Raw genomic sequence first — 20,993 nt, forward strand, 5'->3', positions numbered from 1 at the left:
ATTGACGATGCATCCGTAGCTCAGCTGGATAGAGTACTCGGCTACGAACCGAGCGGTCGGAGGTTCGAATCCTCCCGGATGCACCATATTAAATATATCCGATTTGTCGGGTATTCAATTCTGGAAAATCGGGTAGCGACAGCACCTGAACAGAACATAAGAAATTGACGATGCATCCGTAGCTCAGCTGGATAGAGTACTCGGCTACGAACCGAGCGGTCGGAGGTTCGAATCCTCCCGGATGCACCATATTAGATAAACCCCTGCCTTAATAGGCGGGGGTTTTTCGTTTTGGTTTTTATACATTATATTTATTTTATCATTTAGTGTTTGTATTTTGTTCAATAACATATCTTCATCGCTATGTAGTCAGCGACAATTTGGCTTGTTTGATATAAAGTAAGTGCTCAATAATCATCTTATTAAAACTCCACGGGAGGTCAAATTGATCCCGGATGTATCAAAAGCATTGTCATGGTTAGAGGCAAATCCAGCCGTGTTAGATGGCATTTGTCGCGGTATTGAACGTGAAACATTGCGTGTTACTCCAGACGGTCATTTAGCTATGACAAAGCATCCAGAATCGCTAGGTGCTTCTTTAACACATAAATGGATTACAACTGATTTTGCTGAGTCTTTGTTGGAGTTTATCACCCCTGTTGATAGTGATATAAAAAGAACTATAGATTTTCTTAAAGACTTACACCGATACACTGCTAAGAATCTGGTTAATGAAAAAAACTGGCCTTTAAGTATGCCATGCTTCATTGGTAAGGAAGATGACATTACGCTGGCACAGTATGGCCAATCCAATATCGGGCGTTTTAAGACCCTGTATAGGGAGGGGTTGAAAAATCGTTATGGTGCATTGATGCAGACCATCTCTGGCGTGCACTATAATTTTTCACTACCAATCAACTTCTGGCAGGCATGGCTAGGTGTAAAAGATGCAGAAAGTGGTAAAGAACAAATTTCAGCAGGATATTTTAAACTGATCCGCAATTACTATCGGTTCGGTTGGGTAATCCCATACTTGTTTGGTGCATCACCGGCAATTTGTTCCTCGTTTTTACGCGGGAGAGATACTGCGTTATCCTTTGAGCAGACTGAAAAAGGAACTTGTTATTTACCCTATGCGACTTCTTTGAGAATGAGTGACTTAGGGTATACCAACAAATCGCAGAGTGATTTGAATATTACTTTTAATAGCCTTCATACATATGTAGAAGGTCTTAAAAAAGCAATTCACAAGCCGTCGGATGAGTTTGCAGCACTGGGCCTTAAAAAAGATGGTAAGTATCTACAGCTGAATACGAACGTTCTTCAGATAGAGAATGAGCTATATGCACCTATACGTCCTAAACGAGTTGCTGAAGAAGGAGAAACGCCTTCAGATGCTTTACTTCGTGGAGGGGTGGAATATATTGAAGTTCGTTCACTAGATATCAATCCATTCACATCGATCGGCGTTGATGAAACCCAGATCCGTTTTCTGGATTTATTTCTGATATGGTGTGCAGTGGCTGATTCGCCTGAAATGAGTAGTGAAGAGTTGGATTGTTGCCGTAAAAACTGGAATAAAGTGATCCTGGAAGGACGTAGACCGGATCTTAATGTTGGTATTGGCCATGGGATTGAATTGCAACCGCTCAAGGTAGTTGGTCTGGAATTATTTGCAGATCTGGAACGTGTTGCTGAGGTCTTGGACAGTTGCTCCGGGTCACAATATCAGTCAGTTTGTAAGGAATTGGTTGGTATGTTTGAAGATCCATCGCTGACATTTTCTGCCCGTGTATTAGAACGGATGAAAAATCAGGGGATTGATGGTTTTGGGTTGGAACTGGCTAATAAATATTATCTGGAACTAGTCAACGAGCCGTATAGTATACTCAATGATGAACGTTTTTCTGCGGAGCGTGAAGCTTCCGTAGAGCGACAACGTAATTTGGAACAGCAAGACAACATGAGTTTTGATGATTATCTAAAATTACATGCAGAGTCTTAAAAAATAAAAATGGCCACCGAGTGGTGGCCGAATTAAAAAAGTCTCTTAGAAAAATAAGGATGATAACAATTTTGCGCGTCTTCATTAATTAAGACCTGCTGTAATTAAAAAGGTTTCATTTATCTGAAAAAATTTTTCGTAAAAAAATCTGATGTCTGAGGAGAATAAGATCATGCCTTTATTGGACAGTTTTACCGTTGACCATACGCGTATGTCTGCACCAGCCGTTAGAGTTGCCAAGACGATGAAAACACCTCACGGTGATACTATCACAGTATTTGACCTACGTTTTTGTATTCCTAACAAAGAAGTCATGCCAGAAAAAGGCATTCACACACTTGAACACTTGTTTGCCGGTTTTATGCGCAACCACCTGAATGGCGCTGGAGTTGAAATTATCGATATTTCTCCAATGGGATGCCGTACTGGTTTTTACATGAGCTTAATTGGCGCTCCAGATGAATCCAAAGTTGCTGAAGCATGGAAAGGTGCGATGGCTGATGTACTGAAAGTCCAGGATCAGAAACAAATTCCTGAATTGAATGTTTATCAGTGTGGTACTTATGAAATGCATTCTTTGCAGGAAGCACAGGATATTGCCCGCCACATTCTGGATGCAGATGTTCGTGTTAATAAAAATGATGAACTGGCTTTACCGGAAGAGAAACTGGTTGAACTGCAAGTGTAGTGTGAGTTGAATTAAGCTGAATATAGTAAGACTTGTTATTCTGGCCGTAAAAATACTGTTCTACGGCCAGATTTGTTGTGTTATCAATCAGCTGCTGGCTTTAGTATTTTTAGCAGCTCCTTTCTTCATCGGTGTTACACGTACTTTTTTGATAACATTGTCATTGACAGAAAGAATTTCAAAATTGTAATCGTTGATCTGCACCTGAACATTCAATTCCGGGATTTCGCCTAACTCTTCCAGAATCATACCGTTCATTGTTCGCGGCCCGTCAGCCGGCAGTGTCCAGTCAAATGCTTTATTTAATTCACGGATATTGGCTGTACCGTCCACCAGAACCGTACCATCACTTTGAGGCAAGACTTCTTCTGCCAGAGAAGGAGACATAGAGGTGGTAAAATCACCAACGATTTCTTCCAGAATGTCTTCTACTGTCACTAGCCCCTGAATGTCCCCATACTCATCAACAGCCAGACTCGCTTTTTGCTTATTACGCTGAAAGTTAACCAACTGAGCATTTAATGGTGTACTGACAGGAATGAAATAAATTTTATCCGCAGCTCTGATCAGATTTTTTTTCGTAAATTCTTTTTTCTCCATCATGAGACGGTAGGCTTCACGCACACGCAGCATGCCAATAGCATCATCCAGTGAATTCCGGTACAACACAATTCTGCCATGTGGTGAATGTGTCAACTGGCGTATAACGGATTTCCAGTCATCATTAATATCAATGCCGACAATTTCATTACGGGGAACCATAATGTCACCAACAGTGACTTTCTCAAGATCCAGTATCGAGATCAGCATATCCTGATTACGGCGTGAGAGGTTGGTGTTTGATTCATTAACAATTGTTCTCAGTTCATCTTTACTGACTGAGTCATTACGAATGCCAGAAGCTTTGATCCCCAGACAGCGCATAAACAGTAAAGTAATCTTATTAAATGCCCATACAAGCGGCAGCATGATTTTCTGTAGTGGGCGCAATAATAAACTGCTTGGAAAGGCAACTTTTTCCGGGTATAGCGCTGCTATAGTTTTAGGCATAACTTCCGCGAAAACCAGAATCACAAAAGTCAGTATCCCGGTTGCGATTGCAACGCCGGCATCGCCATAAAGACGCATACCTACAATGGTAGCCAGTGAAGATGCCAGAATATTGACAAGGTTATTACCGATCAGGATCAGGCTGATTAGCCTGTCAGGATGGCGCAGCAGTGATTCCACTCTCCGTGCAGGATTGCTACCTTGTTTAGCTAAATGACGTAAGCGATAACGGTTTATTGTCATCATGCCGGTTTCTGAGGCAGAAAAGTAGGCAGAAATGATAACCATGATGACAAGAACAATAATTAATGTGCCTGTTGAGACATGCTCCAAAGCAGAGTTCCTTCCTAATGTTTATATAAGCTGGCTGCGGGTTTAATAAGTCACGAATTCCTGCAACAACCTGCTACCAAAAAAAGCAAGTGTCAGGATAAATGCACCAATCAAATTAAACCAAATAACACGTTTACCGCGCCATCCCTCACGATAATGTCCCCAAAGCAAAATGATATAGATAAACCATGCGAGGAGGGACAAAACCGATTTATGGATATTTTCTTTATTGAAAACATTATCCATATACATGATGCCCGTACATAACGTCAATGTTAGTAAAACTACACCAACCTGGATAATGTGAAACATTTTGCGCTCAATCGTCATTAACGGGGGCATTCCCGGTGAGAAAGTGAGCTTTTTCTTTTTCAGACGATTATCCAGCCAGCTAATCTGTAGCGCATAAAGTGCTGCAATCAGTAACGTGGCATATCCCAGTAATGCCAGCCCAATGTGTATAAATAGGCCAATGCTTCCTTCAAGATGAGTAATGAATTCACCGGGTACCATGCTTGCCAGTATCAAATTTATCACGGCAAAGCTGTAAACAATCGGTAGTAAAAACCAGGCACGACCACGAAAGGCAACAATCGTCATGATGATACAGACCAGTAAGCTGACTATAGAACCTAAATTCAGCAAGGTCAGATTTTGGCCACTACTGACATGGAACACCTGATATTTTAGGGATATCCCATGATTGAAGAGAGCGACAATTGCGAAAAGCAGAGCCAGTTTTTGATAACTGTTTTGTTGCCGCAATAAGCCCGGAACAATGAGTGTCAGGCTAATGAGATAAGCAAGTGAGGCAATGATTGAAAATACTGGCATAAAGTTTTTCGTTTTCGCAATAGTATTAGAGTTAACTTAAAATTTAAGTATACCGTCAGCGAGGATAGCCTCCAACCGTTGTTAATCATACTTGGGAATCTCTTTGCAGAGATTACATAATCATCGTGTTATAATTCACTAAATTTGCCTTACAGGTAGACCCACTTGTAGATATCTGAGCTGAGACAATGTTTGATAATTTAACTGACAGACTATCGCGCACATTGCGCAATATCAGCGGTCGTGGACGGCTGACTGAAGACAATATTAAAGATACGCTGCGCGAAGTTCGCATGGCTTTACTTGAAGCGGATGTTGCGTTACCTGTAGTGCGTGATTTCATTTCAAGAGTCAAAGAAAGCGCGGTAGGACATGAAGTTAACAAAAGTCTAACCCCCGGGCAGGAATTCGTCAAAATTGTTCAAAATGAACTGATAAAGGCGATGGGTGAGGTGAACAGCGAATTGAATCTTGCTGTTCAGCCCCCGGCAGTCATTCTGATGGCGGGTTTGCAGGGGGCCGGTAAGACAACCAGCGTTGCAAAACTGGGTAAGTTGCTGAAAGAAAAAAGTAAGAAAAAAGTACTGGTTGTTTCTGCTGACGTATATCGCCCGGCAGCGATCAAGCAGCTTGAAACGTTGTCAGAAACCGTCGGAATTGATTTTTTCCCGTCAGACCCACAAGAAAAACCGGTTGATATTGTTAATAAAGCCACCCAGCATGCCAAACTGAAATTCTATGATGTGCTTTTGGTCGATACAGCAGGGCGTCTGCATGTCGATGAAGCCATGATGGATGAAATTAAAGACGTTCATGCAGCAATCAAACCTATTGAAACCCTGTTCGTTGTCGATGCAATGACGGGGCAGGATGCTGCAAACACGGCTAAAGCATTTAATGAAGCGTTACCACTGACAGGGGTTGTACTGACTAAAGTCGATGGTGATGCTCGTGGCGGTGCTGCACTTTCTATCCGGCATATTACGGGTAAGCCAATTAAATTCCTTGGTGTTGGTGAAAAGACTGATGCTCTGGAGCCTTTCCATCCTGACCGCATTGCATCGCGGATTCTAGGGATGGGCGATATGCTCTCCTTAATTGAAGAGATCGAAAGCAAAGTTGATCGAAGTCAGGCGGAAAAACTGGCATCAAAACTGAAAAAAGGTGATGGTTTTGATTTAACTGATTTTCTTGATCAGCTTAAGCAAATGCGCAATATGGGCGGTATGGCGAGTATGCTGAGCAAGATGCCGGGCATGTCTCAGGTTCCTGATGCTGTCAAATCTCAAATGGATGACAAAGTTCTGGTTAAGATGGAAGCCATCATCAATTCAATGACCCGCAAGGAACGTGAAAAGCCGGAAATTATCAAAGGATCGCGCAAACGCCGTATTGCAATGGGTTCCGGTACTCAGGTGCAGGATGTTAACCGTTTACTGAAACAGTTTGATGAAATGCAGCGCATGATGAAAAAAATGAAGAAGGGTGGAATGGCAAAAATGATGCGGAGCATGAAAGGCATGCTGCCACCTGGTTTCATGGGGCGATAATCAACAAATTTCGAAAGAAAATGCTCTTTGGATTGCTTTTTGCGCCAAAGTGAGTAAAATTTTCGGGCTTTTTCATGGACAGCCGGACTCCGTTCCTCGATGGAGTCTGGTTGTTTTGATAACTAATGAGGATGTTATGGTAACAATTCGTTTAGCTCGTGGTGGCGCTAAAAAGCGTCCGTTTTATCAAGTAGTAGTGACCGACAGCCGCAATGCGCGTGATGGTCGCTTCATTGAGCGCGTTGGTTTCTTCAACCCTATCGCATCAGGGAATGCTGAAGCTCTGCGTTTAGATCTGGACCGTATCGAACATTGGGTTGGTCTGGGTGCATCTGTGTCTGATCGTGTTGCGGCACTGATCAAAGACGCTAAAAAAGCAGCTTAATCTGTCGCGGTGGTAACAATGAGCAAACAATCTGGCCTGGAGCACCCTGTTGATCCAATCGTGTTGGGGAAATTAGGGTCAGCGTACGGCATACGTGGTTGGCTCAGAGTTTTTTCCTCCACCGAACAAGCCGAAGACATCTTTGAATATCAGCCGTGGTTTATTCAGCGTTCCGGCCAGTGGCAACACGTTGAGCTGGAAACATGGAAATATCACAATCAGGATTTGATCATCAAAATCAAAGGTATTGATGATCGGGATGCCGCTAATTTATTCACTAACAGTGAAGTAGTGGTGGATTCATCCCAATTACCAGCACTGGAAGACGGTGATTATTACTGGAAAGACCTCACGGGTTGCCAGGTAATCAATACGGCGGGTTATAACCTTGGTATTGTTCAGGATATGATGGAAACCGGGTCTAATGATGTGATGGTAATAAAGGCAAACCTGAAAGATGCATTCGGTATCAAGGAGCGGTTGATTCCGTTTCTTGATGGGCAGGTTATCAAGAAAGTTGATCTCGCTACCAAAACTATTGAAGTAGATTGGGATCCTAGTTTTTAATCTCCGGTAAACCGGTTGAGAAGTGGGACGCTATATGTGGATTGGGGTAATTAGCCTGTTTCCTGAAATGTTCCGCGCAATAACCGATTACGGGGTAACTGGTCGGGCAGTGAAAAATGGCCTGCTCAGTATCGATTGCTGGAGTCCGCGGGATTTTACCTACGACAGGCATCGTACTGTGGATGACCGCCCTTATGGTGGTGGTCCTGGCATGCTGATGATGGTACAACCATTACGGGAAGCCATACAGGCAGCTAAAGCAGCGGCTGGTGTTGGTGCAAAGGTGATATATCTTTCACCTCAGGGGCGTAAACTCGACCAACAGGGAGTTTGCGAGCTGGCAGCAAATGAGAAATTAATTCTGGTTTGCGGTCGTTATGAAGGTATTGATGAGCGCGTTATCCAAACCGAAATTGACGAAGAATGGTCTATCGGTGATTACGTTCTCAGCGGGGGAGAACTTCCTGCGATGACAATGATTGATTCCATATCCCGGTTTATTCCAGGGGTGTTGGGGCGTCAGGCATCGGCAGAAGAGGACTCGTTTGCTGACGGGCTGTTGGATTGCCCGCATTATACCCGCCCTGAAGTGTTGGATGGGATGGAAGTCCCGGCAGTTTTACTGTCAGGAAATCATGCCCAAATTGATCGCTGGCGCTTGAAACAATCACTGGGTCGTACTTGGCTAAGAAGGCCCGAACTTCTAGAAAGCCTAGCTCTGACTGACGAGCAAAGGATGTTGCTGGCTGAATTCCAACAGGAATATCAGGATCAGGCAACGAATTAATCTAGACATATCCAATAAAGGAATGTCTCTGATATATCAGTTTACCTAGGGTAAGAGAGTTATTATGAGCAACATTATTAAACAACTTGAACAAGAGCAGATGAAGCAAGACGTACCTTCATTCCGTCCGGGTGACACCGTGGAAGTTAAGGTATGGGTCGTTGAAGGTTCTAAAAAGCGTCTGCAGACATTCGAGGGCGTGGTTATCGCGATTCGTAACCGCGGTCTGCACTCTGCATTCACTGTTCGTAAGATTTCTAACGGCGAAGGTGTTGAGCGTGTATTCCAGACTCACTCCCCAGTCGTAGACAGCATCCATGTTAAACGTCGTGGTGCTGTTCGCAGAGCTAAACTGTACTACCTGCGTGAGCGTTCTGGTAAGGCAGCTCGTATTAAAGAGCGTCTGGGCGCTAAATAATACGCTTTTGCTACATCCGAAAGTTATAGGCCAGCAATTTGCTGGCCTTTTTAGTTTCTCTATTTTTTCTCTTTCAGAAAAATAAATAGCCCGCAATCAGCGAGCTATTCTGTCAGTCCACACCGTGGATTACATAAAAGTGCTGACTAAGACATACCCTACCGTACAGGCACTGCTAACGCCAATCAGACCCGGCACAAGGAAGCTATGGTTGATGATAAATTTCCCGATTTTTGTTGTACCTGAGCGGTCAAAACCGATGCAGGCCAGATCACTTGGATAGGTAGGTAAAACAAAATAACCATAAGCTGCTGGGAAGAAGGCAATCAAAAGTTTAGGATCAACACCAAGTTGTAATCCCATTGGAGCAATTGCGGTCAAAGCTGCGGCCTGGCTGTTAACCAATTTTGACACCAGAAACAGCACTAATGCATAAGTCCAGGGTTTTGCCTGAACAATATCTTCCAATACCAGTTTCAAATCGCCTAAATGTGAATGAAAGAAGGTATCACTCATCCATGCAACGCCAAAAACAGAAAAGATAGCAACCATTCCGGCTTTGAATACGGCACTATTAGCTATTTCGCTGGTTTTGACTTTACAGGTCATCAAAATGATTGAACCCGCGATCAGCATCATCATCTGGATAACCAGATTCATAGAGAGTGGTTTTAATTCACCTTTTACTTCAAAAACAGGTCGTAGTTCAGTGCATGAACCGAACAACACCACGATTGCAATGGCAGCGAAAAAGATCCAAGTGGCTCTGTATGCCTGCTTAGGAAAGACCTGATCTAACAGCGTTTCTGAATTACCGTAGATAAATTCTCGTTGTTTAGGATCTTTAATTTTTTCCTGAAATTCTTCGTCCTTATCTAAATCTTTACCTCGGCGTAAACTCCATAATGCAGCAAGTACTACCCCGGTCAGTGATGCAGGAATTGAAATGGTCAGGATTTCTAAGATCCCGTAGGCATGTCCGATACCATGACTGGCCGCAATAATTGATACTAAAGAAACGACGGCAACAGAAACGGGAGAGGCAGTAATTGCCATTTGTGAGGCAACAGATGCGACTGCCATCGGACGTTCAGGGCGAATGCCTTTTTTTAAGGCAATATCACCGATGATAGGGAACATGGTATAAACCACATGACCTGTACCACAGAGGAAAGTTAACATCCATGTAGTGAGTGGCGCTAAAATAGTAATATGTTGTGGATGGCGGCGTAGAAGACGTTCAGCACATTGCATCATCACATTCAGGCCACCCGCAGTTTGTAAAACAGATGCGCAGCCGATCACAGCAAGAATAGTTAGCATTACATCAACTGGTGGCTTGCCTGGCTCTAATCCAAAAAGAAATGTCAGTATAAAAAGCCCGATGCCACTGATCAGCCCCAATCCCATGCCCGCATAACGCGTACCTATCAATAAGCATATAATTATTATGGCAAATTGCAGCGTTATCATATCTATCCTTAATGAATGAGTAAAAAATGAACGTTGATAACCCACTTCTTTTAGACAGTGTTATTCAACCATTCTTCATAAATGTTTTTATATAGTTTCCACTTAACATTAAAAACACATGTTAATATTATTAAAATAAAAATATAAAAACGGGATTAAGATCTTATTTTTATCAACTGATTTTTAAAGGTAATTGACTTTTTTATAAATAATTAATCAATGGTTAATAAAATATTGCTATTAGAGGTTTAATTGTTAAATATATTATTAAGTCATTTACGTTAAGGTTGTTTAATATATTTCTATTGATAATTAGAATATATGTAAATTATTTATGCATTGATTAATATCAATTACCAAGAGGATTTGGTGTAAAATTAAATTTACACTATCGTAAAAAAATATAAACAATCGGATTGTATTCTTTACGGAGCGTGGTATGTTATCCGGCAGACGCTAAAAACTTAAACAGACAAATAAAGCAGGTATGAAAAATGATCATGCAAAAAGACGCGCTTAATAACATTCACATCCTCGATGAACAGGTTCTGATTACACCGGAAGAGCTGAAACTAAAATATCCATTGAGTAGCAGCGATTTGCATGCCATTACAAACGCGCGTAATACTATTGCAGATATCATCCATCATGATGATCCCCGTTTGTTGGTGGTATGTGGCCCATGTTCTATTCATGATGTGGATGCTGCTCTTGATTATGCCCAACGCCTGAAATCACTTTCTGCCGAACTGAGCGATTGTCTGTATATAGTTATGCGTGTCTATTTCGAAAAACCTCGTACTACTGTTGGTTGGAAAGGTTTGATCAGTGATCCTTATATGGATGGGTCGTTTGATATGGATGGCGGATTACATATTGCCCGTCGTTTATTACTGAATCTGGTAGAAATGGGGTTGCCATTGGCAAATGAAGCACTTGATCCTAACAACCCTCAATATTTGGGCGATCTTTTTAGTTGGTCAGCGATTGGAGCAAGAACGACTGAGTCTCAGACTCACCGTGAGATGGCTTCAGGCTTATCAGTATCAGTTGGTTTTAAAAATGGTACGGATGGTAATTTAAATACTGCGATTAATGCGATGAAAGCTGCCTCAATGCCACATCGCTTTATGGGGATAAATCAGTCTGGTCAGGTGTGCCTGCTGCAAACCCGGGGTAATCCAAACGGCCATATAATATTACGTGGTGGAGCGGAGCCTAATTATAGTCCTAAGCATGTGCGTGACTGTGAAAATCAGATGGTTAAGGCAGGTTTAGTTCCATCACTGATGATTGATTGTAGTCATGGTAACTCTAATAAAGATTTTCGCCGTCAAAGTGTTGTTGTGGATTCTGTCGCTGAGCAAATTATGCAAGGGAATCAATCCATCATTGGTGTCATGTTAGAAAGTCATATTAATGAAGGAAACCAGTCTTCCGAGCTAACCCGTTCTGAAATGCAATATGGTGTTTCTGTCACTGATGCTTGTATTAGCTGGGAAACGACGGAACAGGTATTAAGAAAATTACATCAGCAAATCAAGCCACATTTATCAAAACGAAACATAACGATGAAACAGGCAGGGTAATTGACATGGCAGCAGAATTATCGCAATTGCGGGAAAAAATTGATGAGGTAGACAAAGCTCTACTGAATTTACTTTCCAGACGGATGGATTTGGTTGCTGAAGTCGGTGAGGTTAAGAGTCAGCTTGGTTTACCGATTTATGCACCCGAAAGGGAGGCCAGTATGCTGGCTTCTCGCCGCCAGGAGGCAGAAATACTGGGGATTTCTCCGGATTTAATTGAAGATATTCTGCGCCGTATTATGCGTGAGTCTTATGCCAGTGAAAATGATAAAGGCTTTAAAAAGCTCAATGCTGATATAGGGCCTATTGTTATTGTTGGTGGTTCTGGAAAAATGGGCCAGTTATTTAACCGGTTATTGACCTTATCAGATTACGAAGTCAGGATCCTTGAGGCGAATGACTGGGAACGAGCTGAAACTATTTTAGCTGGTGCTGGCATGGTCATTATCAGCGTACCTATCCATTTAACTGAAGATATTATCCACCGTTTACCCCCTTTGCCTGAAGAGTGCATTTTGGTGGATTTGGCTTCTATCAAACAAAAGCCACTTCAGGCTATGCTTGATGTACACAAAGGGCCTGTTTTGGGTTTACACCCAATGTTTGGGCCGGACGTGGGAAGTTTTGCTAAGCAAGTGGTTGTTTTTTGTGATGGCCGACAGTCCGAATCATACCAGTGGTTTCTGGAACAAATATCAGTCTGGGGAGCTCGACTACATAAAATCGATGCAGATCAGCATGATAAAAATATGAGTTTTATTCAGGCACTACGCCATTTCACCACTTTTTCTTATGGACGGCATCTGTTAAAAGAAGATATCGACTTACAGCAACTGTTATCGTTGTCTTCACCCATTTATCGTTTGGAACTGGCTATGGTTGGCCGATTATTTGCTCAGGATCCACAATTGTATGCAGATATTATTATGTCCAGCCCTGAAAATCTCGAACTGATTCGTCGTTATCATCAGAGCTTCGGTCAGGCTTTGGCGCTTTTGGAGAATCAGGATAAAAAAGCATTTATTGCAAGCTTTAATCAAGTGAGCGAATGGTTTGGTGATGAAGCAAACCGATTTATGAAAGAAAGCCGGGCACTCTTACAGCAGGCCAATGATAACCGGGTATAAGCAAATCGGTTGCTGTGAAGGAAAAGCCGGATGTTGCCATCCGGTTTACTATTCAGAATGGATCGACCGAGGGGACATTTTCTGAGGGATAACATCCTAATATTTTCAAAAAGTGGGTGATTCCAGACAATTCCTTAAGAGCCTGTTGCATTTTCATAGAACGGATATTGGCCTGAACATCAATATAAAACATCTCTTCCCATGGCTTACCGTTTATCGGGCGTGATTCCAGTTTACTCATAATAATATTGTGCTTTTTTAAGATAATGAGTGCGTCAACCAGAGCACCAGCCTGCTGTCCCGTGGACATAATAAAAGTCGTTTTTGCCGGAACCTGATCTGATACTTCAATCGGTTTCTGGGCGACAACAATAAAACGGGTACTGTTATTTTGTTGGTTTGCCAGATTATTTTCTAAAACTTTTAGTCCGTAAAGTACGCCTCCGGCTTCACTTCCTAATACCGCCACATCCGGTGAATCTATCTCAGTTACCTTTTGCATGGCAACGGCAGTACTTTCACAATAGATGATATTCCAGTGCGGGAAGTGATTAAGATATTGGCTACATTGCTGAAATGGCTGAGGGTGACTATAGACTGTTTTTATCTTAGAAATATCACTCTCTTTGCTAACCAATAAGCAGTGATTGATCGGAAGAGTAATTTCTCCTACCAAAGATAATGGCGTGTGCTGCAATAGGTCATAAACATCATTTATTGCCCCGGAACTGGTGTTTTCCAGTGGCAGGATACCGTAATCAGCCTGACCAATTTCCACTAATGAAAAGATATCAGAGAATTTATGACAGCTACATTCAATTAACTGATTGAAATGTCGTGCTGAAAACTGACGGGCTGCAAGGTGAGAATAAGAGCCTTTTGGGCCAAGAAAGGCAATTCGTGCCGTATCATAAGGCGTCTGGTTCAGATGTTGCTGTAGAAGGGCTTGCTGTGTCAGTACTGAATCTTCAATGATCATTTGGAACAGGCGGGTAATGTAAAACCCATCCAATCCACGAGACCTACCTTTATCAATTAACACATCCAGTAATTCTCGTTCCCGATTTTTATCCCGTATCGGGCGATTATCATGAAGTTTTGTTTGTGCGACATCACAGGCTAATTGCCGGCGTTGTGCTAGTAAATCCAGTAAATCAGCATCAATGCTGCTGATTTTTTTACGAATGTTAATTAAATCTCGTTCCATAGTACATTCCTGATATTTTTATTATAAAAGTAATTTGTATCTTTCAAATTGCAGCCCGTAATCTAGCGGGGCTATACACTTCGTCTTTTAAGTTGCCTCGTTGTTGGCTGCGCTCGCTCACCCCAGTCACATAGTTATCTATGCTCCCGGGGATTCTCTTTCTTGCCGCCGTGACGCATTTTGAAATCCATTGTGTATATAAATTATGGTCTGTAAAAAAAAACCTCCCGTTGGTAGGGAGGTTTTCTTGTTCGTCTTCTTTTTATCTTTTAAAAACGAGAAACTCCCTCATAGGAAGGTAAAAAAGAAAAAGAAGAAAAACAGTTTAATATTCATGTCATTTATATCTTAATTTTTGCAGAATCAAATAGTGTACTTTAATTAACCTATTTGCTGAGGTATGTCAATAGATGGGGAAAAGGGATACAGGAATAAAAGAACAATAAAACGCGCCCATTGAGCGCGTTGAGAAAACAAAACAGGTTATATTTCCAGATTAAGATTGGATTCTTTCACACTATGTTCTGCTCTGCGGGCTTCTCCTTTATGCTGAACTTTATTAAGTTGGCGTTCTAATTTCATCAGCAATTCATTGATAGCAGCATACATATCTTCATGTTTGGCACTTGCAACCAGCGTAGCATTTGGCGTGCCAATCGTGGCATCAACCAAAAATCCTTGTGGCTCTTTTGAAAGTACAATATGTGGATTGATTAGATTGACTTGCCATTTGTTCAACTTATTTAGACGGTCTTCCACATGGCTACGAATCGCGGGGGTAATTTCCATTTGTTTGCTGGTTATGTTTACTAACATATAGTTACCTCTTTATTTCTGTTGCTCCGTCTTTGATGGGTTCAGCATAACTCGCTTTTCGAGAAAAAGAATGATCTAAATCACTTTTATTCGGGGATGCTGGCGTGGATAAGCGAAATTGTGATTAATGATGAATATATGGACAATATTTGTTGCTAAGAGAGAAGTAATGCGTCATTATCGATCAGTTATGGTATTATCAACTTAAGAAATAATTCTGGAATTTAAATAGATTTCTGTCCGGTTATAATGTTCTCCCCTAAAAAAATAGCAGCCACATAGCTGCTATTTTTATGATGTTCTTTTGAAAGAATGTGCTTTCGAAATTCTAGGCTGGATTGGCAGCAATTAATGCCGCAACTTTATGTGCTTCGGTTTCAAGTCCCAGAGCTTTGTATGCCTTTTCCATATAAGGCAGCGCTTCTCTGGTTGATTGGGTATCCGGATAATTCTGTAGCATTTGCTCTGTACGGTTGACGACCGCGACGTAAGCCCCACGTTTAGTGTAATATTGAACAACGGCAAGCTCATGTTTAGCTAAACGATCTTTCAGAAAGACTAAACGTTTGTAAGCATCGGCTACATACTGGCTGTTAGGGTAATAACGTACCAATTGACTGAAATCGCGGAATGCGGCACGGGCATTTTCAGGATCACGATCTGAGCGGTCAAGGCCCAAAAAGTCCTGCAGAAGGTTATCATCCATAGCCTGTAATACCAGACCACGCATATACATTACATAGTCAATATGCGGGTGGGTTGGGTTCAGGCGCATGAAACGTTCAATAGATGCAAGAGCGAGAGGAAATTCTGCTGATTTATAATAAGCATAAATTAAATCCAGCTGAACCTGCTGAGAATAGGGGCCGAAAGGATAACGGTTATCCAGGGATTCCAATTGCTTGATAGCCGCTTTATAGTTACCGTCTTGCAGTTTTTCCTGCCCGTTTGAATAAATTTGAGATGGCGGGATATCAGGAACAGCCTCTTTATTGCTGGAGCACCCAGATAAAACCAGGCTCAATGTGGTCGCTGCCACCAGATATTTCATGCGAATCATCACGTGTTGATTACCCTCTGATTGTTTTCTGGGAGACTATCCGCGAAGCTCCCGGCGAAAGATAGAGTACAATAGCACACTATTTTAAATGAAACGGCCTCGCCGTCAAAACTCAACGTAAAATATAGAAGTTATATATGGCACAACAAATACGACTTAATACGACAGTCGCTGAATCTCAGCTCGGTCAGCGTTTAGATCAAGCTTTGGCTGAATTGTTCCCTGATTATTCCCGCTCACGTATAAAAGAGTGGATTTTGAATGATAAAGTTCAGGTTAATGGCAAATTAATTAATAAGCCAAAGGAAAAAGTACTGGGCGGAGAAGAAATTTCTATTGATGCTATCATTGAAGAAGATGCCCGTTGGGAACCGCAGGATATAGAACTGAACGTTGTTTATGAAGATGACGATATTCTGGTTATTAATAAACCACGTGATTTAGTTGTACACCCGGGCGCCGGAAACCCAGATGGCACGATACTGAATGCTCTGTTATATCGTTATCCGGAGATTGCAGATGTTCCCCGGGCAGGTATTGTTCACCGTCTTGATAAAGATACGACAGGCCTGATGGTAGTTGCAAAAACAGTTCCGGCGCAGACTCGTTTGGTCGAATCCCTGCAATTGCGTGAAATTACCCGTGAGTATGAAGCAGTTGCACTGGGGCATATGACAGCAGGTGGGATCGTAGAAGAACCGATATCTCGCCATCCGACAAAGCGGACACATATGGCAGTTCACCCAATGGGTAAACCGGCAGTGACTCACTATCGGGTTATGGAACATTTCCGGGCGCATACCCGCCTTCGTTTACGCCTGGAGACGGGCAGGACACACCAAATCCGCGTGCATATGTCACATATTAAACATCCATTGGTTGGAGATCAGCTTTACGGTGGTCGTCCTCGTCCTTTGAAAGGAGCTTCTGAGGAATTTCGCGAAGTGATGCGCAACTTTGACCGCCAGGCGTTGCACGCAACTATGCTGCGTCTTTATCATCCAATCACAGGTATTGAGATGGAATGGCATGCGCCATTACCTGACGATATGGTTAAGCTGATTGATGTGATGAAAGCGGATGCCGAAATTTTTAAAGATGAAATGGATTGGTAGTTAAATGACACCACTGATTTTTCCTGACTGGCCACAGCCTGAGGGTGTTGGCGCGTGTAGTACGACCCGGGCGGGGGGGATGAGTCTCCCTCCCTATGAGAGTCTGAATTTAGGCAGTCACGTTGGCGATGATCCTCTATACGTGGAGCGAAACCGTGAACTGTTGGTGGAATATGCACGATTGCCACAGCAGCCTGTTTGGTTGGAACAAGTACATGGAACACGGGTTATCAGGCTAGAGGGGCAGTCAGTAGAAAATAATCAGGCTGATGCAGTTTATACTAATCAAGTTGGGCAGGTATGTGCTGTAATGACAGCAGATTGTCTGCCTGTACTTTTTTGTTCCGTCGACGGTGATGAAGTCGCAGCAGCTCATGCGGGATGGCGTGGATTATGTGCCGGTGTGTTGGAAAATACGGTGGCTCAATTTACGACAAGGCCCGATATGATTCAGGTATGGCTGGGGCCCGCTATTGGCCCTGAACAGTTTGAAGTCGGACGTGAGGTTATGGACGCCTTTCTGGCAACAGATCCTAATCTGGAGCAGGCTTTTACACCTTATGGGATGAAATTTCTGGCAAATATCTATTTACTGGCTAGATTAAAGTTGAAGTCTATTGGGATAAAAAGTGTTTTTGGAGGCGCGGCTTGCACGGTCTCAGAAGAAAAGACTTTTTTTTCTTATCGTCGTGATGGTGTTACCGGACGTATGGCAACTTTAATCTGGTTGAAGTGATCTATCGCGCAGGGTGGTCTTTGGTGCATAGTGCAAGTTTCCAATTAACTTTTCAGAGAACCTTGAATATTTAAGGAATGACCTTATTTAATCTCCAGTAGCAAATTCTGACCAGTATTGGAGGTGTTATGCGTCTGGATCGTCTTACTAATAAATTCCAGCTTGCTCTCGCTGACGCCCAATCCCTCGCATTAGGGCGTGATAATCAATTCATCGAACCTATCCACTTGTTGAGCGCATTGCTCAGCCAAGAGGGTGGTTCTGTTCGTCCTTTATTAATGTCTGCCGGGATTGATACAGGAAACTTGCATGATCGACTGAACCTAGCTTTGGACAGACTACCAAAAGTAGAAGGAAGTGGCGGTGATGTACAGGTATCCAATGAATTGGGGCGTTATTTAAACCTGTGTGACAAACTTGCTCAGAAAGCGGGTGATAACTTTATTTCTTCTGAACTCTTTGTTCTGGCAGCGCTGGAAGAACGTGGAACGTTAAGTGACATATTAAAAGCTGCGGGAGCAACAAAAGATAAAATCACTAAGGCAATAGAAATGATGCGCGGTGGTGAAAAAGTAAATGATCAGAGTGCTGAAGACCAACGTCAGGCACTAAAAAAGTACACAATAGATCTCACTGAACGAGCCGAACAAGGCAAACTTGACCCTGTAATTGGGCGTGATGAGGAAATTCGACGGACAATTCAGGTACTGCAACGCCGAACCAAGAACAATCCCGTTTTGATAGGTGAGCCGGGCGTTGGGAAAACAGCTATCGTCGAAGGGCTGGCACAGCGGATTGTTAATGGTGAAGTTCCTGAAGGGCTGAAAAACAAAAGAGTCCTGTCCCTTGATATGGGCGCATTATTGGCGGGGGCTAAATATCGGGGAGAATTTGAAGAGCGTCTGAAAGGTGTTTTGAATGATCTCTCCAAACAGGAAGGTTCGGTCATTCTGTTTATTGATGAATTACATACGATGGTAGGTGCCGGTAAGGCAGATGGTGCAATGGATGCCGGCAATATGCTAAAACCAGCACTAGCCCGTGGTGAGCTGCACTGTGTTGGTGCGACGACCTTAGATGAATATCGCCAGTATATTGAGAAAGATGCGGCACTGGAGCGTCGTTTCCAGAAAGTTTACGTTGCTGAGCCTACCGTTGAGGATACTATTGCTATTCTACGCGGCCTTAAAGAACGCTATGAACTTCATCACCATGTTCAGATAACTGATCCGGCAATTGTGGCAGCGGCGACATTATCTCATCGTTATATTTCAGATCGCATGTTACCTGATAAAGCGATTGACTTGATTGACGAAGCCGGAGCCAGCCTGCGTATGCAGATGGATTCAAAACCAGAAGCGTTGGATCGCCTAGAACGCAGGATTATTCAATTAAAACTCGAACAGCAGGCGCTAAAAAAAGAATCGGATGAAGCGAGTAAAAAGCGCCTTGATATGCTGAATGAAGAGCTGGTGGAAAAAGAGCGCGAATATTCTGAACTGGAAGAAGAGTGGAAAGCAGAAAAAGCAGAGCTTACCGGTACTCAAAACATCAAAGCCGAATTAGAAAATGCTCGTATAGAATTGGAAAAAGCCCGTCGCGGTGGTGACTTGGCTAGGATGTCTGAAATCCAGTACGGGAAAATTCCAGAACTGGAAAAACAGCTAGCAGCAGCAACAACAGCAGAAAATCACCCAATGAAACTGCTGCGTAACAAAGTGACTGATGCTGAAATTGCTGAAATCCTTGCTCGCTGGACAGGGATTCCAGTATCCAGAATGCTGGAAAGCGAAAAAGATAAACTATTGCGTATGGAGCATGAATTACATAAACGTGTAATTGGACAAAATGAGGCAGTTGATGCAGTAGCAAACGCAATTCGCCGCAGTCGTGCTGGTTTATCGGATCCAAATCGTCCGATTGGTTCTTTCATGTTTTTAGGGCCGACAGGTGTTGGTAAAACGGAGCTGTGTAAAGCATTAGCCAATTTCCTGTTTGATAGTGACGATGCAATGGTTCGTATCGACATGTCTGAATTTATGGAAAAACATTCGGTTTCCAGGCTGGTGGGCGCACCTCCGGGATATATTGGCTATGAAGAAGGTGGTTATCTGACAGAAGCGGTACGTCGCCGTCCTTATTCAGTCATCTTGCTGGATGAAGTTGAAAAAGCGCATCCGGATGTTTTCAATATATTGTTGCAAGTATTGGATGATGGCCGTTTGACCGACGGTCAGGGAAGAACGGTTGATTTTCGTAATACTGTCGTAATTATGACATCTAATCTCGGTTCAGACATGATTCAGGAACGTTTTGGCGTACTGGACTATGCCGGAATGAAATATATGGTGATGGAGATCGTGGGTCATCATTTCCGACCTGAATTTATTAACCGGATCGATGAGGTCGTGGTATTCCATCCATTAGGAAAAGAACATCTGAAAGCTATCACGAGTATTCAGTTGCAGCGTTTATATAAGCGTCTGGAAGAACGGGGCTATCAAGTCACCATGACATCGCCGGCATTAGAGAAACTGAGCGAAGCGGGTTTTGACCCTGTATATGGAGCACGCCCATTAAAACGGGCTATCCAACAAGAGATTGAAAACCCATTGGCTCAACAAATACTTTCTGGTGTACTGATTCCCGGTAAGTTAGTGACATTGGATCTGGAAAACGACCACATTATTGCAAAACAATGATGTTTTTTGCCCAGTCTACTCAGTGGGGACTTATAGATAGCTATCTATATAGGCACTTATCGAGTGAAAATGTCACTAGGGCAATATAAAAGATATAATAAAGGTAAAAAAGAGGTGGAAAATCCACCTCTTTTTCTGTTTTTTAGATTAAAAAAAAGCCTGATAAGCTATTTTTGTTTAATAATCGCTCGGTTGAAATCTTTTTTTAAAATAGTTGTTGCCAGCGTCGGAAAACTCCCTATAATGCGCATCCGTTGTCACGACAAACACACAAACAAGTCGAGATGACAAGAGTTGAAAGCCGCGAAAATAAAGGCTTGACACTCTGAGAGGAAAGCGTAAGATACGCAGCCTCGCAACCCGGAACGAAAGATTCGGTTGCCATGCTCTTTAACAAGTTAATCAGACAATCTGTGTGGGCACTCGCAAGACACTATCGACAGCCGAAAGGCAAAAAAAGATTAAAGTCTTGAAGAGTGACTGAAACAGTTAATTCATTACGAACTAACAGTAACGATTCTTTGAGCATCAAACACTTTTAATTGAAGAGT

18 protein-coding genes, 2 tRNA genes and 1 other annotated feature are annotated in these 20,993 nt (G+C 42.7%); of the genes, 14 read left to right on the forward strand and 6 right to left on the reverse strand.

Going from position 1 to position 20,993, the window contains the following annotated elements:
- Positions 1-9: 9 nt before the first annotated feature.
- From Xsto_RS13805 to luxS, 4 genes are all read left to right on the forward strand, one after another.
- Positions 10-86, forward strand: a tRNA-Arg gene (locus tag Xsto_RS13805).
- A gap of 86 nt (positions 87-172) precedes the next feature.
- Positions 173-249 (forward strand) — tRNA-Arg (locus Xsto_RS13810).
- 196 nt (positions 250-445) lie between these two features.
- A complete protein-coding gene (gene gshA / locus Xsto_RS13815; protein WP_099125409.1) occupies positions 446-2,005 on the forward strand; it encodes a glutamate--cysteine ligase in 1,560 nt (519 codons plus the stop codon).
- Positions 2,006-2,177: 172 nt separating this feature from the next.
- On the forward strand, positions 2,178-2,693 hold the full coding sequence (luxS, locus tag Xsto_RS13820; RefSeq protein WP_099110748.1) for an S-ribosylhomocysteine lyase: 516 nt from the start codon (positions 2,178-2,180) through the stop codon (positions 2,691-2,693).
- A gap of 87 nt (positions 2,694-2,780) precedes the next feature.
- Here the strand turns inward: luxS and Xsto_RS13825 are convergent, their stop codons facing one another.
- Both Xsto_RS13825 and Xsto_RS13830 read right to left on the reverse strand, forming a co-directional pair.
- Positions 2,781-4,076 carry an HlyC/CorC family transporter gene (locus Xsto_RS13825; RefSeq protein ID WP_141554513.1) on the reverse strand — a complete coding sequence of 432 codons (1,296 nt, stop codon included), beginning with the start codon at positions 4,074-4,076 and terminating at the stop codon, positions 2,781-2,783.
- A gap of 42 nt (positions 4,077-4,118) precedes the next feature.
- Positions 4,119-4,910, reverse strand: coding sequence for a cytochrome C assembly family protein (locus tag Xsto_RS13830; RefSeq protein WP_099125410.1), 792 nt, complete (start codon positions 4,908-4,910; stop codon positions 4,119-4,121).
- 188 nt (positions 4,911-5,098) lie between these two features.
- Between Xsto_RS13830 and ffh the strand changes: the two genes are divergently transcribed.
- From ffh to rplS, 5 genes are all read left to right on the forward strand, one after another.
- Positions 5,099-6,460 (forward strand): signal recognition particle protein, encoded by a 1,362-nt coding sequence (ffh, locus tag Xsto_RS13835; RefSeq protein WP_099110746.1) that lies wholly within the window; start codon positions 5,099-5,101, stop codon positions 6,458-6,460.
- A gap of 136 nt (positions 6,461-6,596) precedes the next feature.
- Positions 6,597-6,845, forward strand: a complete 249-nt coding sequence (gene rpsP / locus Xsto_RS13840; protein WP_010845359.1) for a 30S ribosomal protein S16 — start codon at positions 6,597-6,599, stop codon at positions 6,843-6,845.
- 18 nt (positions 6,846-6,863) lie between these two features.
- Entirely contained in the window at positions 6,864-7,412 is a 549-nt protein-coding gene (gene rimM / locus Xsto_RS13845; RefSeq protein WP_099110745.1) for a ribosome maturation factor RimM, read from the forward strand.
- Positions 7,413-7,446: 34 nt separating this feature from the next.
- Positions 7,447-8,199, forward strand: coding sequence for a tRNA (guanosine(37)-N1)-methyltransferase TrmD (trmD, locus tag Xsto_RS13850; RefSeq protein ID WP_099110744.1), 753 nt, complete (start codon positions 7,447-7,449; stop codon positions 8,197-8,199).
- A 64-nt stretch (positions 8,200-8,263) separates the two neighbouring features.
- Positions 8,264-8,617: a 50S ribosomal protein L19 gene (gene rplS, locus Xsto_RS13855; protein ID WP_099110743.1), complete on the forward strand. Its 354-nt coding sequence runs from the start codon at positions 8,264-8,266 to the stop codon at positions 8,615-8,617.
- Positions 8,618-8,746: 129 nt separating this feature from the next.
- Here the strand turns inward: rplS and Xsto_RS13860 are convergent, their stop codons facing one another.
- Complete coding sequence (locus Xsto_RS13860; protein WP_099110742.1) at positions 8,747-10,090, reverse strand: anaerobic C4-dicarboxylate transporter; 1,344 nt, start codon at positions 10,088-10,090, stop codon at positions 8,747-8,749.
- Between the two features lie 494 nt (positions 10,091-10,584).
- Between Xsto_RS13860 and Xsto_RS13865 the strand changes: the two genes are divergently transcribed.
- Both Xsto_RS13865 and tyrA read left to right on the forward strand, forming a co-directional pair.
- Positions 10,585-11,679, forward strand: coding sequence for a 3-deoxy-7-phosphoheptulonate synthase (locus Xsto_RS13865; RefSeq protein ID WP_099110741.1), 1,095 nt, complete (start codon positions 10,585-10,587; stop codon positions 11,677-11,679).
- 5 nt (positions 11,680-11,684) lie between these two features.
- Entirely contained in the window at positions 11,685-12,806 is a 1,122-nt protein-coding gene (gene tyrA, locus Xsto_RS13870) for a bifunctional chorismate mutase/prephenate dehydrogenase (RefSeq protein WP_099125411.1), read from the forward strand.
- Positions 12,807-12,858: 52 nt separating this feature from the next.
- Here the strand turns inward: tyrA and pheA are convergent, their stop codons facing one another.
- The 3 genes from pheA to bamD form a co-directional block, all read right to left on the reverse strand.
- A complete protein-coding gene (gene pheA, locus Xsto_RS13875) occupies positions 12,859-14,013 on the reverse strand; it encodes a bifunctional chorismate mutase/prephenate dehydratase (RefSeq protein ID WP_099125412.1) in 1,155 nt (384 codons plus the stop codon).
- A 213-nt stretch (positions 14,014-14,226) separates the two neighbouring features.
- Positions 14,227-14,350: a sequence feature (Phe leader region), on the reverse strand.
- 146 nt (positions 14,351-14,496) lie between these two features.
- A complete protein-coding gene (gene raiA / locus Xsto_RS13880; RefSeq protein ID WP_099110738.1) occupies positions 14,497-14,829 on the reverse strand; it encodes a ribosome-associated translation inhibitor RaiA in 333 nt (110 codons plus the stop codon).
- 328 nt (positions 14,830-15,157) lie between these two features.
- The gene (bamD, locus tag Xsto_RS13885; protein ID WP_193756952.1) at positions 15,158-15,880 is read right to left on the reverse strand and encodes an outer membrane protein assembly factor BamD; all 723 of its coding nucleotides are present in this window, start codon (positions 15,878-15,880) and stop codon (positions 15,158-15,160) included.
- 146 nt (positions 15,881-16,026) lie between these two features.
- On the opposite strand from bamD, the gene rluD reads away from it, so the two are divergent.
- From rluD to clpB, 3 genes are all read left to right on the forward strand, one after another.
- Positions 16,027-17,004, forward strand: coding sequence for a 23S rRNA pseudouridine(1911/1915/1917) synthase RluD (rluD, locus tag Xsto_RS13890; protein WP_099125413.1), 978 nt, complete (start codon positions 16,027-16,029; stop codon positions 17,002-17,004).
- Between the two features lie 4 nt (positions 17,005-17,008).
- A complete protein-coding gene (gene yfiH / locus Xsto_RS13895) occupies positions 17,009-17,740 on the forward strand; it encodes a purine nucleoside phosphorylase YfiH (RefSeq protein WP_099125414.1) in 732 nt (243 codons plus the stop codon).
- Between the two features lie 128 nt (positions 17,741-17,868).
- On the forward strand, positions 17,869-20,442 hold the full coding sequence (gene clpB / locus Xsto_RS13900; RefSeq protein ID WP_099125415.1) for an ATP-dependent chaperone ClpB: 2,574 nt from the start codon (positions 17,869-17,871) through the stop codon (positions 20,440-20,442).
- Positions 20,443-20,993 lie beyond the last annotated feature (551 nt).

Origin of the sequence: Xenorhabdus stockiae (assembly GCF_002632825.1) — a bacterium.
GTDB classification, from domain to species: Bacteria; Pseudomonadota; Gammaproteobacteria; order Enterobacterales; family Enterobacteriaceae; genus Xenorhabdus; species Xenorhabdus stockiae.

Excerpts from the sequence above, each read along its gene's own strand:
- luxS (WP_099110748.1), top strand. The coding sequence starts at position 2,178 with ATGCCTTTATTGGACAGTTTTACCGTTGACCATACGCGTATGTCTGCA.
- Xsto_RS13830 (WP_099125410.1), bottom strand. The coding sequence starts at position 4,910 with ATGCCAGTATTTTCAATCATTGCCTCACTTGCTTATCTCATTAGCCTG.
- ffh (WP_099110746.1), top strand. The coding sequence starts at position 5,099 with ATGTTTGATAATTTAACTGACAGACTATCGCGCACATTGCGCAATATC.
- rpsP (WP_010845359.1), top strand. The coding sequence starts at position 6,597 with ATGGTAACAATTCGTTTAGCTCGTGGTGGCGCTAAAAAGCGTCCGTTT.
- rimM (WP_099110745.1), top strand. The coding sequence starts at position 6,864 with ATGAGCAAACAATCTGGCCTGGAGCACCCTGTTGATCCAATCGTGTTG.
- trmD (WP_099110744.1), top strand. The coding sequence starts at position 7,447 with ATGTGGATTGGGGTAATTAGCCTGTTTCCTGAAATGTTCCGCGCAATA.
- rplS (WP_099110743.1), top strand. The coding sequence starts at position 8,264 with ATGAGCAACATTATTAAACAACTTGAACAAGAGCAGATGAAGCAAGAC.
- Xsto_RS13860 (WP_099110742.1), bottom strand. The coding sequence starts at position 10,090 with ATGATAACGCTGCAATTTGCCATAATAATTATATGCTTATTGATAGGT.
- Xsto_RS13865 (WP_099110741.1), top strand. The coding sequence starts at position 10,585 with ATGATCATGCAAAAAGACGCGCTTAATAACATTCACATCCTCGATGAA.
- tyrA (WP_099125411.1), top strand. The coding sequence starts at position 11,685 with ATGGCAGCAGAATTATCGCAATTGCGGGAAAAAATTGATGAGGTAGAC.
- pheA (WP_099125412.1), bottom strand. The coding sequence starts at position 14,013 with ATGGAACGAGATTTAATTAACATTCGTAAAAAAATCAGCAGCATTGAT.
- raiA (WP_099110738.1), bottom strand. The coding sequence starts at position 14,829 with ATGTTAGTAAACATAACCAGCAAACAAATGGAAATTACCCCCGCGATT.
- bamD (WP_193756952.1), bottom strand. The coding sequence starts at position 15,880 with ATGAAATATCTGGTGGCAGCGACCACATTGAGCCTGGTTTTATCTGGG.
- rluD (WP_099125413.1), top strand. The coding sequence starts at position 16,027 with ATGGCACAACAAATACGACTTAATACGACAGTCGCTGAATCTCAGCTC.
- yfiH (WP_099125414.1), top strand. The coding sequence starts at position 17,009 with ATGACACCACTGATTTTTCCTGACTGGCCACAGCCTGAGGGTGTTGGC.
- clpB (WP_099125415.1), top strand. The coding sequence starts at position 17,869 with ATGCGTCTGGATCGTCTTACTAATAAATTCCAGCTTGCTCTCGCTGAC.